Origin of the sequence: Mycobacterium kyorinense, from assembly GCF_002101735.1 — a bacterium.
GTDB lineage: Bacteria > Actinomycetota > Actinomycetes > Mycobacteriales > Mycobacteriaceae > Mycobacterium > Mycobacterium kyorinense.
Map to the genome: position 1 here is coordinate 24,783 of NZ_LQPE01000168.1, position 14,488 is coordinate 39,270.

Annotated in this window: 19 protein-coding genes; 14 read left to right on the top strand and 5 right to left on the bottom strand. The window is 65.0% G+C overall.

Annotated features, from left to right (window positions below):
* Positions 1 to 147: 147 nt before the first annotated feature.
* Both AWC14_RS25520 and AWC14_RS28830 read right to left on the bottom strand, forming a co-directional pair.
* Positions 148 to 540 carry a hypothetical protein gene (locus AWC14_RS25520; RefSeq protein WP_085241506.1) on the bottom strand — a complete coding sequence of 131 codons (393 nt, stop codon included), beginning with the start codon at positions 538 to 540 and terminating at the stop codon, positions 148 to 150.
* 305 nt (positions 541 to 845) lie between these two features.
* A complete protein-coding gene (locus AWC14_RS28830; protein WP_158089930.1) occupies positions 846 to 992 on the bottom strand; it encodes a hypothetical protein in 147 nt (48 codons plus the stop codon).
* Between the two features lie 510 nt (positions 993 to 1,502).
* On the opposite strand from AWC14_RS28830, the gene AWC14_RS25525 reads away from it, so the two are divergent.
* Complete coding sequence (locus AWC14_RS25525) at positions 1,503 to 2,147, top strand: hypothetical protein (RefSeq protein ID WP_142281842.1); 645 nt, start codon at positions 1,503 to 1,505, stop codon at positions 2,145 to 2,147.
* 919 nt (positions 2,148 to 3,066) lie between these two features.
* On the opposite strand, the gene AWC14_RS25535 is transcribed toward AWC14_RS25525, so the two are convergent.
* Positions 3,067 to 3,612 carry a hypothetical protein gene (locus AWC14_RS25535; RefSeq protein ID WP_083071498.1) on the bottom strand — a complete coding sequence of 182 codons (546 nt, stop codon included), beginning with the start codon at positions 3,610 to 3,612 and terminating at the stop codon, positions 3,067 to 3,069.
* Between the two features lie 163 nt (positions 3,613 to 3,775).
* Between AWC14_RS25535 and AWC14_RS28450 the strand changes: the two genes are divergently transcribed.
* The 9 genes from AWC14_RS28450 (at position 3,776) to AWC14_RS25575 (ending at position 9,852) form a co-directional block, all read left to right on the top strand.
* Positions 3,776 to 4,051: a hypothetical protein gene (locus tag AWC14_RS28450; RefSeq protein ID WP_139807221.1), complete on the top strand. Its 276-nt coding sequence runs from the start codon at positions 3,776 to 3,778 to the stop codon at positions 4,049 to 4,051.
* Between the two features lie 414 nt (positions 4,052 to 4,465).
* A complete protein-coding gene (locus tag AWC14_RS25540) occupies positions 4,466 to 6,304 on the top strand; it encodes a hypothetical protein (protein WP_085241508.1) in 1,839 nt (612 codons plus the stop codon).
* 53 nt (positions 6,305 to 6,357) lie between these two features.
* Positions 6,358 to 7,098, top strand: a complete 741-nt coding sequence (locus tag AWC14_RS25545; RefSeq protein WP_394334698.1) for an Rv3717 family N-acetylmuramoyl-L-alanine amidase — start codon at positions 6,358 to 6,360, stop codon at positions 7,096 to 7,098.
* A 96-nt stretch (positions 7,099 to 7,194) separates the two neighbouring features.
* The gene (locus tag AWC14_RS25550; protein WP_084024843.1) at positions 7,195 to 7,440 is read left to right on the top strand and encodes a hypothetical protein; all 246 of its coding nucleotides are present in this window, start codon (positions 7,195 to 7,197) and stop codon (positions 7,438 to 7,440) included.
* A gap of 30 nt (positions 7,441 to 7,470) precedes the next feature.
* Complete coding sequence (locus AWC14_RS25555; protein WP_084024844.1) at positions 7,471 to 7,773, top strand: hypothetical protein; 303 nt, start codon at positions 7,471 to 7,473, stop codon at positions 7,771 to 7,773.
* On the top strand, positions 7,757 to 8,377 hold the full coding sequence (locus AWC14_RS25560; RefSeq protein WP_249026346.1) for a metallophosphoesterase family protein: 621 nt from the start codon (positions 7,757 to 7,759) through the stop codon (positions 8,375 to 8,377). The genes AWC14_RS25555 and AWC14_RS25560 overlap by 17 nt, the downstream gene beginning before the upstream one ends.
* Before the next feature lie 2 nt (positions 8,378 to 8,379).
* Positions 8,380 to 8,706: a hypothetical protein gene (locus tag AWC14_RS25565; RefSeq protein WP_084253572.1), complete on the top strand. Its 327-nt coding sequence runs from the start codon at positions 8,380 to 8,382 to the stop codon at positions 8,704 to 8,706.
* On the top strand, positions 8,688 to 8,933 hold the full coding sequence (locus tag AWC14_RS25570; protein ID WP_085241509.1) for a hypothetical protein: 246 nt from the start codon (positions 8,688 to 8,690) through the stop codon (positions 8,931 to 8,933). The genes AWC14_RS25565 and AWC14_RS25570 overlap by 19 nt, the downstream gene beginning before the upstream one ends.
* A gap of 175 nt (positions 8,934 to 9,108) precedes the next feature.
* Complete coding sequence (locus AWC14_RS25575; RefSeq protein ID WP_084047278.1) at positions 9,109 to 9,852, top strand: hypothetical protein; 744 nt, start codon at positions 9,109 to 9,111, stop codon at positions 9,850 to 9,852.
* Between the two features lie 84 nt (positions 9,853 to 9,936).
* Here the strand turns inward: AWC14_RS25575 and AWC14_RS25580 are convergent, their stop codons facing one another.
* Both AWC14_RS25580 and AWC14_RS28455 read right to left on the bottom strand, forming a co-directional pair.
* Entirely contained in the window at positions 9,937 to 10,482 is a 546-nt protein-coding gene (locus tag AWC14_RS25580) for a hypothetical protein (protein WP_139807222.1), read from the bottom strand.
* Positions 10,483 to 10,644: 162 nt separating this feature from the next.
* On the bottom strand, positions 10,645 to 10,998 hold the full coding sequence (locus AWC14_RS28455) for a hypothetical protein (protein ID WP_139800122.1): 354 nt from the start codon (positions 10,996 to 10,998) through the stop codon (positions 10,645 to 10,647).
* A gap of 419 nt (positions 10,999 to 11,417) precedes the next feature.
* Here AWC14_RS28455 and AWC14_RS25585 point away from each other — a divergent pair, with 419 nt between their 5' ends.
* From AWC14_RS25585 to AWC14_RS25600, 4 genes are all read left to right on the top strand, one after another.
* On the top strand, positions 11,418 to 11,699 hold the full coding sequence (locus tag AWC14_RS25585; RefSeq protein WP_224164035.1) for a hypothetical protein: 282 nt from the start codon (positions 11,418 to 11,420) through the stop codon (positions 11,697 to 11,699).
* 97 nt (positions 11,700 to 11,796) lie between these two features.
* Positions 11,797 to 13,488 (top strand): DEAD/DEAH box helicase, encoded by a 1,692-nt coding sequence (locus tag AWC14_RS25590; RefSeq protein ID WP_224164036.1) that lies wholly within the window; start codon positions 11,797 to 11,799, stop codon positions 13,486 to 13,488.
* Positions 13,489 to 13,538: 50 nt separating this feature from the next.
* On the top strand, positions 13,539 to 13,871 hold the full coding sequence (locus AWC14_RS25595) for a hypothetical protein (protein ID WP_084047276.1): 333 nt from the start codon (positions 13,539 to 13,541) through the stop codon (positions 13,869 to 13,871).
* Positions 13,872 to 14,043: 172 nt separating this feature from the next.
* On the top strand, positions 14,044 to 14,436 hold the full coding sequence (locus AWC14_RS25600) for a hypothetical protein (RefSeq protein WP_085241513.1): 393 nt from the start codon (positions 14,044 to 14,046) through the stop codon (positions 14,434 to 14,436).
* Positions 14,437 to 14,488 lie beyond the last annotated feature (52 nt).

Consider the following 14,488-nt stretch of genomic DNA (forward strand, 5'->3'; position numbering starts at 1 on the left):
GGAATCCACCGCTTTCCAAGCGGTGGAGGATGTCAAGAGAATGTAGGGCGCTGTTCCTCCCGCGCAGAAGCCCAGTGCCGTAAGCAGAGCTGTTAGCAGCACTCGCTTCACGATCGTCATGTGGCGCACGTTAGCCACCGGCGGCGTTTATGCGGCCCAGCAGCCGAGCGGGCCGCCGGCGATGGGATGCGTGGGGACGGTACGGCCTTCAAGAATGAGCACAGCGCCAACGTCGGGGCCGCTGTCGCTTGGTCGCCACGTGTGCGGCTGGACCCGTAACCGGTGACCGGTCACTAGCCACGCGTCGACTGCGGCGAAGACCTCGGGCAGCGACGTCGCAAATTCGGACCTGGACACGATCGTGTCGACGTAGTCCGGGTCTGGGTCGTCGTCCCACCAGCGGGTCTCGTGGCGCACCAAGATGGCGGTGAATGGCCCGTCAGTCGTTTCTTGGTACAGCTCGACCGCTAGCTCAGCATGCACGGCCACGTTGTCGGTGGTGATGTGTGGTCCCGTGTCGGTGACCAAAACTGTGGTCATTTCACGCTGCCCTTTTCTCCCCGGCGCCCTCGTCTTGGCCGCGCTGTTGGTGCTACATATCAAAACATACGTTACCATAGCAGCGCAACGGTTATTACCGGAGCGGTCGGAGCAGAAACCTGTGGGTTGCCGTGGCCTCCGTGGCACGGACGTTGACTACTTCAGCACCCTGTCGACCTGCTAGCGAAGAGCGGCGCGGCCTCGCCAGGCGGTCACGATCTTCGGGGCCCAAGCTGACGTTGAAGTCGCCGTCGTCGGGGGTCGACGAAGGATCCCTTGTTGGTGTCGAGCAGCCGGCGGTGCTCCTACAGCCCTTGAGCTGCGGCTGAGTCCCATCCGGCCGGCAGTGGTGGGCTGGTCAGGCTTCGGGCCGCCGACGCCATGGTCAGACCGCCGACCGGCTGGTCACCGAAAAGGCCGGCGATGGCGTTGAGGAACGGCTCCGCAGTCATGCGCACAAAGCTCGATCGAAGGCAGCACCAGGCACGATGATCACACTACCGGCGCCCATGCCGTTCTTTGCCGATTATTTGCCTTCTTTGCCCGCTCTAGAACGACCCTCGGCCTCAGTGCTGGCAAGAACACGTGCGGCGAATTCGAACACCGTGCCGTAACGCCTAGCCGGCCCTTATTTTGCTTTTGTGTCGTAAACACTTCCGTGTTGCGCTCGTGCCGCGATTGTTCTAGAAGTGCCATACTGAAACCGGTACTATTTTTGCACACCAGGGCACCCGCGGAGGGTCTCTTGTCGCAGGAGGGCGATCATCAGCGCTGCGCCGTTAGACGAAGACGCCGCCGCCGAGGAGGCGCGCTCGCTGCTCCGCCAGGGCTATGACATCAAGAAGGTGGTAGCCCAAACCGGGCTCTCCCAAAATCAGGTCGAGATGCTCGCGAGCAGCACCCTTGCTCCCGATGTGAAGCGCCTGGCGAAGTACATGAACGCGCGTCTGAGCGAGCTGGGGATGAGTCAGCTCGAAGCCAGCAAACTAGGCCTGGTCTCGCGCTCGACGCTGAACCTGCTCGGCAAAGACGACAGGGTCCCGGGCAGCGCCACCTTGTCCAAACTTGATGAGCTGTTGTCCTGGGAGCCGGGGTCAGCGCATGCGACCATGCACGGTTCTGAACCCACACCGCGCGAGAACACCATCAGCCGCCCGCCCGGCCCGGTCGTGGATCGCGACGCCGAGGACGACTATGACAACCTGCGCATGTGGATCGAAAAGCGGCTGCTGGAACTGCAGATGAGTAAGAGCCGCCTGGCCGCGGTGGGCGGGCCCGGGCGCACCACGCTGGCCACGATGGGCAAGCGCGGCTACAGCCCCAACGCCGAAACCTTGGAAAGAATCGACACCCACCTCATGTGGGCTCCCGGCTCAGCGTTTGCCGCACTCAAAGGCGGCAAACCCGTCAACCTGCACATCGACGTCAAACCGCACCCCGCCCTGGTCCCGGTCCACTCGATCATCCATAAGCTCAAGGTGCTGCGAACCCACGCCGAACGCCAACAGCAAAGCCTCGACCAGCAACTCCGAGACATCGACCAGGCGCTTTCGCAGGCGTACCTGGTCGTCGAGGACTTAGCACCGTTCCTAGACACTGAGCGGTGATTCTGCTCTGCTCTGTGGGCGGCCCCCGGGTGGTTTCGCGGATCGTGTCCGTGTTCCAGCCGCGGGGTGGCGGGTTTCCTCGCGTCTTCGGGTGCCGGGTCTGGCCTGGCCGGTCCGATGCCCGGCCACATCGCTCTGGTGTGGTCGGGGCGGCGCCGTCCGTCGCCGGATCCGGTGCCCAAGGGCGCGCCGTCCGATCGCCACGCTCGCGTGTTGGCGGGCATTCAGGGTGACCACCTCTGGGCGGGGTTCCGGCGTTGAGGGTGAGGATGCTTCGAGCGAACATCCCATTACCGGCGGTGAGTGCATTCGACTACGGCCCCGCAATCCGCTGCCAGTCGGGCATGAGCTGAATCTCTGGAACGGCAACGAGTACTTCGACGACACGCTGTTTCACGTGGTGCGGGGGCAAGGCGACGAGTAATGGTACGAATTGGCAACCAGTACAAGGAAGTGTGACATGGCTACTCTCGGTCGATCACGCGAGCATTCCTGGAGTCGACCCGGAATTGGTGGCAGTCTGCCAAACCTTCCGTGAATGCCCTCGAGTGGCCGAATGGATGTTCGCGTATCCGGGAATCTCCAACACGTCGCCGCCCACTGGCAGCGTCCCTACCGAAACGTCACCCGACACCAGGCAGCAGCCACCGTGATCGGGCGTCGCGCCCAAGGCTTTCCGGCCCGGCGACGGAAAGGTGTGACACCGACACGACCAGAGGATCGCGCGGTGAGAGCTACCAACCAGACCGGGCCCGACAGCCACAGGGCGAACACCGGTAGCCGCCGCCGGTCAGGGATGCGAGGAACCGAATCTCGCCCGCCCAATCGGAACGTACGCGGGGACCCACGCCGGGCAACCGTTACCCCGGCAACGGCCAACAACGGCCAACATCGTAAGTAACGGTCTGGCAACCACCAACTAGCTGCCGGAGAAGTCACCGAGGTCGCCCAGGTGGCCCGGTGTCAGGTGCTGACTGAGAGCTTCGCGGTGCTGACGCAGGGACGACGCGAACCGGTCAGCGGATGCTTCGAAGTGCTGGGCTGCGGACAACGCGTCCTGGGTACCCGCCTTGTACTGTTCGAACGCCTCGAGCAGATCGCCGACCGCGGAGGTCAGGACGCGTTGGGTGTGTTCGAGTGTGACGATTTTTGCGGCCTGGTCGGCGAGCTGCGTAGCGACCTCGGGGGGTAGGTCGTCTCGACCGATGCTGGGTTGCGCGTGCGATCGGGGGGTCTGCGCCCGAGTCGCTGCCGGCGCCGGCGGCAGCTCGTCAGCGTAGACATACCAGCGCAGCCGGTGCGGCTGTGGCTCGGCGCCACCGCGAAGCGTGCCTTTTTCGATCATCTTCTGCAGCGTGCGGTGGTCTCGGCGCAGGCGGCGCGCTGCTTCGCGTAATGACACGATGTTGTCGCTGGTTGGTGTTGTCTCGACCTCGGGTGGGGGGTATTTGAACTCGGCGGCCACCGTGTACCCCCTTATCCGCTGTCGACCAGCTCGAATGTTCTTGGTGATCTTAGTGTGCGAAATCTGAGATGAGACACGAAGCACGTTAAGGACACGAAGACCATTTTTCCGCGCTACAGTGACCCCAGTGGCGGCGGAGTATCGATCACCCTAGGAGCGTTCAGTGGCATCCTCGCGGACTAGCGCACAGCGCGGCCGGCGACGTGCGCGTGCAGCAGCGCCATCGATCAAGCCCCGGCGCGTCGAGAACCGTGTCCTCGACAGCCTGATCGGGCTGCGGGTCTCATCCGAGCACCAAAAAGCGATGGACTGGAAAGCCAAGCAGTTGGGGCTCAAGACAGCTCAGGACTGGATCCGTGAGTACATGAAGGACGCCATCGAGCAGGCTGTCCAGGAGAAGCAGGCCGCAGAAAGTCAGTTGCCGCTGCTGACGGCCTAGCCGAGTCTGAGCTTGTGTTCTGATACGCGTGTGGTTAACCATGCGCGTGTCGTGCATGGTTAACCATCGCGTCCGTGCGACCATCCCTTCTGGAAACACCAGTCAAGGGAGGTTACTGATGAGTCCACACCGCTGTTAACAGCGGTACGCGCTGCGCTCGTCGCAGACCACGCGGGATGTCCGACCGATGCCCACGCCGCATTCAAACAGGTTGTCCTGCAGCCGTTTCCACGCTGACTGTCCCCTGAAACGACTTCAACCCCCGGAGGCTACCGAGGGTTGATGCCGAAGCCGAGATTGCAGCTCGGCCCGGGACGGTCATGCACATTGCCCTGTCGAAGGGATTTGCCCCATGCCACCTGTGATGATACCGCACGCCCAAATACGGATTCAGTACAAAAGCGGCGACACGCGGTGACCATTTCACTCGCCGTCGCCATCGACCATTCGCCCCCCGCCGCCGACAACCCCGAGCCGATATGGGCCGCGCTCGCGCCGCTCATTGCGGCGCGGCCAACGATGCGGCTGTGGTCGCCACAACAACGCTTCGGCGAAGTTCGCCGCCTCACGACGAAGCTTCCCGCTGCGCCGGCCGCCGTGCCCGTCTATCGCCGCGGCCGCACCCACATGCTGGTATTTGACCTCGACGCCAAACGCCGCGGCCGCAATGCGGTCGCGGCCGACCGACAGCGCATCCTCGAGTGGATCCATGCCTGCGGCGGCCGCGCTATCAGCGACTCATCCACCAGCGGCGGCAGCCACGTCATCGTCCCGCTGACCCAGGCCACCCCGATGGAAGACCTCCGGCCGGTCCTCGCCGCGGTAGCCGCACGATGCCCCACCCTCGACCTCACCCCCATGCTGAACACTTCCGCGGGATGTATCAGCGTCCCCGGCTCAGCGTGCCGGGAAGGGGGGCATCGAATCCTGCACGGCACCATCGACGACGCCGTCAAGACCCTCACCCACGCCAATGCGCCCGAACTACTGGCCGACCTGCAGTCGCTACTCGGCGTACCCCACAGCCCCGCCATTGCGGCACCGGCAGATTCGCACTACTTCACCGGAAGTGGTCCCACCACACAGCTCCGGTGGCCCTACCGGCGCACCACATCGCTGCCGACGCCCGTCGCCGCCTTCGCTAAAACCGGCGCCCTGCCGACTGATGGAAGATGGGCCAGCCGTTCCGAAGCCCGGCTTTCGGTTCTTGTTCACCTGATGTGGCGCGGCCACACACTGCCTGAAATACGGCATCAAATCCGCCCAGACCAACCACTGGCTGGCCTCGCCGTCGCCTACCGCCGTTACAGCCCTTCCACCGACCGTGCCCTACTAGCCGACTGGGCCGCCGCCAGAACCTGGCTCGAGCACATACTCCCAACTGTCCACTCGGGCACGCACAAGAGTTATAAGCACACAGGGGGAAGCAGGGCTGGCGGCACCGCCCCCCACGCGCTCTGGCTCGCCCACGCACTGTGGTGGTGCGACACTACCCTGCGGGCCAACCCTTCCCGGTGGTTGGTGGCGGCGGTGCTACAAGCACTGGCCATTTCAGCGTTGCGCGCCGGAGAGGTGATCAAGGGAGTCCCGGTTGTCGCCGTGGGCGGTCGGTCATTGTCCGTGGCGGCCGGCCTGGTCAGTGAATCCGCAGTGTGGTCGGCATTGCGGATGTTGCGCGACTGCCCGGGCTCACCGGTGCTGTTGGTGCAACGTGGTACCGGGACCCGTGCCGATCGTTATGCGCTGACAACACCTGACGTGGCTGACCCCCGGCCTGACGCGCCGGACCGGGCGCGAGTCTGCGACGTGCACCCGGTATGGGCAACAGTCGGCCTGCAATACCGCCGCGTGTACGAGCTGGTCCAATCTGGTGCCGCTGTCACAGTGGAGGAGGTGCGTTTGGCCGCTCGGATCTCACGCAGCAGCGCCTACGATGCAGTCGCCGAACTGGCCCGTCTCGACTTACTGCGCCGCCGCGATCGCCAGCTGGAACCAGGCGGCGTCAGTCTCGATGAACTCGCCACGCGGCTAGGCATCCCCGCAATCAGGGCCGCGCGGATCGCTGCCCACCAGCACGCCCGGCAGCAATGGCGCCGCTGGCTCAACACCCGCCAGGTCCCGTACACAGAACCCGCCCTAGTGACTCCACCCCAGTACGGCCACCAGACACAATGTGATCCGCTGTCACCCCACGACACGGACGAATACCTGGCGGCCGTGATGGCCACCGGCCCGCCCGAGTTGCAGCCATGACGACGCACCACCCGCGCGCATACTGGACCCACCGGCAAACAGGGGGTGGGGCCGTGCAGCGAGTGCCCAGGCTGCTGTGCGCGGTGTTGCTGACCACCCTCGGTCTTTGCGCCGCCCCGCCGGCATCAGCGGCGCCCACCGACGTCGCGGGCATGGTGGTGTTCCTCGACCCCGGCCACAACGCCGTCAACGACGGCAACACCCGCCAGGTCCCGACCGGTCGCGGCGGCACCAAGGACTGCCAGACCGCAGGCACCTCAACTCCCAGCGGTTACCCCGAACACACCTTCAACTGGGACACCACCTTGCGGATCCGCGCGGCTCTGACCGCACTGGGCGTGCGCAGCGCCATGTCACGCGGCGACGACACCAGCGCGGGCCTATGCGTCGACGCGCGAGCCCAAATGGCCAACGCGGTGCAGCCCGCCGCGATCGTGAGCATCCACGCCGACGGCGGCCCCCCAGCAGGCAGTGGATTCCACGTCAACTACTCCGATCCGCCGCTTAACGCCGCCCAAAAAGGTCCCGCGCTGCACCTGGCGACGACCATGCGTGATCAACTGGTAGCGGCAGGATTATCCCCGTCGACCTACGTCGGCTCGAGCGGCTTGTACGGCCGAGCCGACCTGGCCGGCCTCAACCTAGCCCAATACCCCGCGGTGCTAGTGGAACTGGGAAACATGCGCAACCCCACCGAGGCCGCCGCCATGGAAACAAGTGACGGGCGCCAGCACTACGCCGACGCCGTCGTGCGAGGCATCGTGGCCTACCTCTCACAGCTGCGCAGCAGCTAAGCGCGCCGGTGGGCCGGCGCGCGTGTTGCCGCTCAATGCTGTCAGTGCCCGGCCGTAATCTCGGATAAGCGAAAGCAAGGGGGAGGGCACATCGGCATGGCCAATATCGGTAACTGGCTGGACACTTTCGTTGAGGAAAAAGAACTCGACCGCGAACACCTCTTCGAAGTCGAAGGCCCCAGCGGACTTAACGTGATCCCGCTCGGCGTTGTTGTCGACACCATCAAAATCGCTCCGCCACAAGAGCAGACCGCGATCCAAAAACGCCTGCAGCAGCTGGACTTCTATAACCGCGACGTTACAGACTATCTGCGCCAACTCGCCGGCGCGCTGGTCATCTGAGTCCGCGCACTCACAACGGGCAGCACTGAAATGACCGCAGACACGCAGCTCACCGAGCTTTTGAAAGCGCGCGAGGCCAACCGCGCCGCCATCGAACGCCGCGCCGCCCAACTCGTGGCCCAATACATGCGCGACAACAACATTGACGTTCTACGCGTGGACCTGGAACGCAGCTTCGCGCTAGATATCGACGACGACGACCTCAACGACGCGATCGGCAACCTCCCGCTGAAAGTCATCCCCTGGGGCGGCGGCACCCTCGACTACCACGTGCCGCTCACCCAGCTCGATGAATGGCTAGCAGCCCACAGCGCTGATGAACAGCAATACTAACCCAGCAGCGAAACCTGTTGGGGCGCTGCGTGTTCTGCTGATCGCCGACACCGATCCGCAACTACCCGCCGGCCTGACAGACTACGTGCAAGCCCGCCACGTCGACATCGTCATCACCGTCGGCGACCTCCATGCTGGTCTGCTCAAGGGGATCAGCGAACAGCCGCTGGCCATGGGCGTCTACGGCAATCACTGCAACGGGACCTACCTCGACGACCTCGGAATGATCAACCTGCACCGCCGCCGCACACAGGTGGCCGGCATCTCGTTCGTGGGCCTGGAAGGCTGCGTGCGCTACAAAGACGATCCGCACGACATTCTCTACACCCAGGACGAATACCGCGACATCGTCGCGGACTTGCCCGCCGCCGACGTGCTGGTCACCCACTGCCCACCACTGGGCCTCAACGATCACCGCGACCCGGCTCACGTCGGCATTGCTGCACTGCGCGATTGGGTGCATCGCAATCAGCCGAGCCTGATCGTGCACGGCCACACCTATCCGCGGCCGCCCCAGACACGGTTCGGCACAGCCCAGGTCGCCTATGTACGCGGAGCGCGTGTGCTTGACCTCATCCGCCGCGCACCCGAAGGCGGGCCGTGAACATGACCGACCCCACGCCGGTGTGCATCGTGCAGGGCTGCAAGAACCCCGTCGCCACGGTCGGCGACGTCTGCGCAGACTGCCAGGAGCTCTTCAAGGGCTACATGGTGCACAACCCCGACGGCCACAGAGCCACCGAAACAGAACTCGCCGCTGCACAGGCCACCCTGCAACGCGCACATGCGCAGCAAATCGCGGTGGAAATAGCTGCAACACAAAACGTTCCGGTACGCCGAGCCAACCAACTCTGTTGGCTGTGTGAGCAACGCCGGACCTGCACACAACAAGAACGAGGATGGGAGTGCGACAAATGCCTGCAAATTCACTAGATGACCGCGAGCCCGCAGAAGTCGAAATCTTCACACGCCCGATCGGCGGCCGCCGCTGGCAATATCACTCGACGATCGAGATTGCCACAGCTGACCTAACCGAGTGGCTACGAACCTGGTTACAGGACAACCAGATAACGGCAGGCGAGTGGATCGCCGGCGACAAATGGGACGGCATCGACAGCGCAGTGGTGTGTGCCGAGCCGGCCCTAAGCCTCAGTGCGTGAACCCGCGAGCTGTCCTACCTCGGCGCCCGGACACTGCCGACGGCAGGCGCCGAAGTGCTCGCACAAACCCATCCGTGTATCGGTAACGAACCCGCGCGAAAGTACCCGACACCCACAGGAGGTAGCTTCCGCAGCCATGTACACGGGTCTTAGGCACAAGTTAGGAAGGTGAACAATGGCTCAGCATGCCCAGGACCTGCCCGGAGCACTCAACGCCCGCCGCGACATGCTCGCCATCGCCGCAGATCCGGCCCTGGACGCCAGCGCCAAACTGTTCGCGTTCTGTCTGCTTGCCCACCTCACCGCACTACGCCAAGCCGGTCATCGCGGCGGCGTCAACCGCGACAGCTGGGCGACCGCAGTCGGCGAAATGATGTACCCACCTGATTCGTTCGAACGCAAGCACTACGGCCCCATCGGCATCTGCCGGCGCATCATCGCCGCGGACATCCCACGCTACGAATTGGCGCGAGTTCCCGCCGAATCGATCCAGTGTCAAACCCCGAAATCACGCGGCCCAGACGCAGGCAAGCCCTGCAGCAAACCCGGGGTCGGTCACCCGGTGATCGACTACGACCCCGATACCGGGCAAACCCGATGGATCGCCTACTGCCGCAACCACTCCCACCCATCGCTGGACGAGTGGCGTCACAAGCGGCGACAGGCATGGGAAGACAACGGCCGCCCCAGCCCGCCACCCAACACCGGAGGTGTACTAGCACGCCACTTCGCGACTGATTGGGACGTACTGTACGAATGGGCGGTCGATCCATCGCGCACGCCACTCCCCGAGACCAACCCCCCAACCCCGCCGCAGCCCAAATTCACCCTCATCCAAGGCGGCGCCGAGGGGGATCCCGGCGGACGCCAACGGCTTGGACGCGAGGTCCTGAAGGTCTGCGACGCAACGGGGCAGTAGGGCGGCGATCACGGTGTCCACCAGCGCGCACGCACATATAAGGCCAGGCATCCGCGCCAGCACCAGAACGTTTACCGTGCACGTTCATGCCCAAAGCTCGGGGTAGTACTTCGGGCAGATGCAGTGGCGGGTATCAAGCGGGGGGTCGATCAGCTGCGCAGCAATTGGCGATATCCGCGCCTCGAGAAATAGAGCCGACTCAATCGCGGCGGCGGTCACGCTGAATGGGTCATCTGGGTCGGACAACGAGACGGTGACGCGGTCCGCGTACACCCACATGAACGCTTTGTGGCCGTCGATTTCGATGTGGCCTGGTTGACAAAGGTGGGGGAAGCGGCCGATGGGGGAGGGCAGGGCAGCGTAGTCGGCGCCGCTGTAGGCAACGCCGCGTCGTCGGGTCGGTGCATCCGCTGTGACTGCGCTGGCGGCAACGCCAAGGCATGCGAAGAGCCCGCGCAACGACGGCTCGGTTTCCGCGCGCAGTGCGACGAGCAGGCGATCGCCATCATTGGCGTGTCCTCCCACAGCGCGGCAGAAGCGAAAGTAGCGCAGACGGCGCGCCCACGCGTGTAGTTCAGCCGGGCGATGGGTCTCGTAAAGCCACCGTTCCCATCGGGAATCATCGGGCACGGCATCAGCATATGGGTGCGCCGTGAATGGTCGGCAGCTGTCGCGGGGCCCGGGAGTTCATGTCGCACTTGCCGCCGCTGGCAGCCCCCCAATCAACCGTAATGAGCGCTGCGGTCACGACGATCAAGGTGAGGGCGCCGAACACTAGCGGGCCAACACGCTTCAGCTTCCACTTGTTCTCCCGTTGGTGAGATGGTCGGCGCTTTGCGATGCGTCCTTCCACCCGCGCGCCTGTCCATCCCAACGCCGCCAGTTCGCGGCCCGTGGGTGTCCGGAAAGGTCGACGCTGGTGTCATCGAAGACGCACAGTTCCACCGGCTGGCCGGGCAGGTACACGCGAGTCTCCGATTCGCCCCGGCGAGCGGGATGTAAGAAAGGCTCGCCGTTACGAAGTGTCAGCGTCATCGCGACATGGCCGCCCCACCAATGCACGGCACCGACGTCAAGCCCGTCGGCAGTTGATACACCCGCGACGACGAATTCCGCTGGCACGGTGTAGAACAACTCGCCACTCATGTGGTAGCCGACCCCTTCCCCTTCAGGCCCGCACTCATGTGTTGCGACGCCCGGTTGCGCTGTCTACTGGCCAGCATTGCGGACATGTGTGCCGTAATTGCGGTCGGACACACCGCGGCATCTGGTTTCGAGCTGCCCGCCGAGCTGCGGTGAGCCCAGGCCATGACATGGCGGGTGCTGCAACGGTCGCCGGCTCAGAATTCCGGGGCGCCGACGTGTCGCTGCCGCGGCGACCGTGAGCTCGCAGCCTATCGTCGCAGTCAGGGCCGTCTGGGTCCCGACGAACGAAACCGGGGGGAAACATGACTGCGGGCGCTAGTGATCTCGGACGGTCTTGGCGTGTGCACTCACCCCGCCCGGCTCCAACCGTAAACCACCACCACTGAAAACCAGTGCAGCACAAGGGGGGAACAGCACCGGTGGACACCTTCTGGGCCAACGTAGACGAATGCGTCGACGCCATCACCACGGCCCGAACCGTCGAGGAAGTCATCTCAATCCTCAACCGCCACTTCGAGCCGTCCTCCGGCGATGCGTTCTTCGGCGGCTCCGGAGGAGACCGGCAGATCATGTCCGCGCTGCGGGAAGCCGGCTGGGCGATTGTGTGGGCCGAAGCCGTCTACTACTTCGTCGCCAAGGATCCCGCCGGCGACCTGTTGACCTACATCGAAGGTGACGTCTACCGCGGCGACGCTCGCTGAGAAGCGACCGCCGCCGACATCAACAAAGGGACCCGTTGTGCCACGGCTGCTAGACCACGCCCTCGCCGCAGCGACGCTCGAATATAGGAAATACTCTGTGACACAGACCATTACACCGTCACCGCCCGCACACAGTGCCACGTTGCGCCAGTGGCAGCGGCGAGCGCTCGTCAAGTATCTGGCCACAAAACCCCGGGACTTCCTCGCAGTCGCGACACCGGGATCGGGCAAGACGACGTTCGCACTCCACGTCGCCGCGCAGCTGCTGGCCGACCGCACCGTCGCCGCCGTCACCGTTGTCGTGCCAACCGAACACCTCAAGCTGCAGTGGGCTCAGGCCGCAGCGCACGCCGGCATCGCCCTGGACCCGCGGTTCAGCAACTCCGCAGCGCACACGTCATCGGAGTACCACGGCGTCGTCGTCACCTATGCCCAGGTGGCCAATCACCCAACCCGGCACCGGGTGCGCACCGAAAACCAACGGACGCTGGCGATCTTCGACGAAATCCACCACGGTGGTGACGCCAAAAGCTGGGGCGAGGCGATCCGGGAGGCGTTCGACGACGCGACGCGCCGCCTGGCCTTGACAGGGACCCCGTTTCGCAGCGACGACAGCCCGATCCCGTTCGTCACCTACGCCCCCGACAACGAGGGCGTCCTGCGTTCGCAGGCCGACCACGCCTACGGCTATGCCGAGGCGCTGGCCGACGGCGTGGTGCGGCCGGTGGTGTTTCTGGCCTACTCGGGGGAGGCCCGCTGGCGCGACAACGCCGGGGAAGAACACGCGGCACGGCTGGGCGAGCCGCTGTCTGCCGAGCGCACAGCCCGGGCATGGCGCACCGCACTGAATCCAGCCGGCGAATGGATGCCCGCGGTCATCGCCGCGGCCGACACCCGGCTGCGCCAACTACGCGAGCACGTGCCCGACGCCGGCGGCATGATCATCGCGTCCGATCAGACCGCCGCGCGCGCCTACGCGGACCTGGTGGCTGCGATCACCGGCGAAACACCGGCGGTGGTGCTCTCCGATGACCCGGGCTCGTCGGATCGCCTCACCGAGTTCGCCGGATCAGATTCTCGCTGGCTGGTTGCGGTGCGCATGGTCTCTGAGGGCGTCGACGTGCCAAGGTTGGCGGTCGGGGTCTACGCCACCAGCGCGTCAACCCCGCTGTTCTTCGCGCAGGCGATCGGCCGGTTCGTGCGCTCCCGGCGCCCGGGCGAAACAGCCAGCATCTTCTTGCCCTCGGTGCCGAATCTGCTGCAACTGGCCAGCGAGCTCGAGGCGCAGCGCGACCACGTGCTAGGCAAGCCGCACCGCGAGTGCGACCCGCTGGATGCCGGCCTGCCATCGCAGCGCCACGACGAACACCGCGAACTGGACGGCGGGTTCGAATCACTCAGTGCACAAGCCGAACTCGACCAGGTGATCTTCGACGGGTTGTCGTTCGGCGCGCCTTCGCCGTCGGGCAGCGACGAGGAGGCTGACTACCTGGGAATCCCAGGGCTGCTCGACCACAGCCAGATCCGCGATCTGCTGAGTCGGCGTCATGCCGACCAGCTCGACGCCGAACCCGCTGCCCCGCCGGCGGCGGCGAATACCAAACATGGGCAACTGCGCGCGCTGCGTAGAGAGCTCAACACGCTGGTATCGGTTGCCCACCACCGCACAGGGCGCTCACACGGAGCAATCCACAACGAACTGCGCCGGATCTGCGGAGGCCCACCCGTCGCCGTGGCCACCACCGAACAGCTGCAAGCCCGCATCCAGGCAGTAAGAACGCTCCGGTAAGGCCAAGGCCTACACCTGCGGAACATGGTGGCGTGAAAGGAGATAACTCGATGGCCAACCTTGTGTCGACGAACGCTCTCGCCGATGACCCCATCGGCGGATTGATCACGGTCACCGACGCCATGGTGCACTACCTCACGCGCTGCTGCGGTGCGAGCGCGAAAGGATCAGCGAACTCGGCGACCGGCGTTGTCTGCCGCGGCTGCTATCACGACATCGATCCTGAACTGGGCGGGGCCTGGATGGTCGACGACACCGACGCGTGGCAGCGCTACGAAGCTCGCCTCGTCGTGCATCTCGGAGGCTCTTATGCCGCCACCTTCACCGAGCGGTTACGTGCCCGCGCGATCGAGCGCACTCACAGCCAAGCCGGTGCATCGTGAACCCGCCCAATAATCACGGAGTCGACGCGCCCCGCCCGCGCCACCATTCGGGTGGACTGATCCGCGTGCGCGCGCCGCTGCAGGGGGCGCGCACGCATGGACACTGCCGCAAGGCAACTCCGGATAGCGGCGGCCTGCACGGCATCGGCGCGGTGCGAACAAGGACACGGCGATGAAGGATGCCTCGCAGACCAACATCGCGGGATACGGCGGCTACCAGCCGATTATCGACGCGGTCGAGTCGCTGCTCGGCGTTAGCGTCGACTTGTTGAGCACGGGTGGAGGATGCGTGGCGTTAGGCGCCGAGCTCGAGGGCGGGGCGCAGATCATGATCACTGACGCGCAAGACACCCTGTCGACGTGGGCTCAGCGCGCTGCGGCCAAGGAAGACGGCATCTGCTACGGCTACCTGGTGGGCGTCTACGCCGATGTGCCGACCGGCTACGAACCGGTCAGTTACGTGGCTGGGCGCGTGACTGAAACACCGGCAGGTGTCGTCGCCCTGGTGCAGCGTGCCCTGCACGAAGCCGCTGCGGTGGGGGTCAAGTCCCGGGAAGTGGTGTAGTGCTGCGTGATCCGGTGGGTTAGGCGGTGAGTGCGGGCATGTCGTTGGCTCC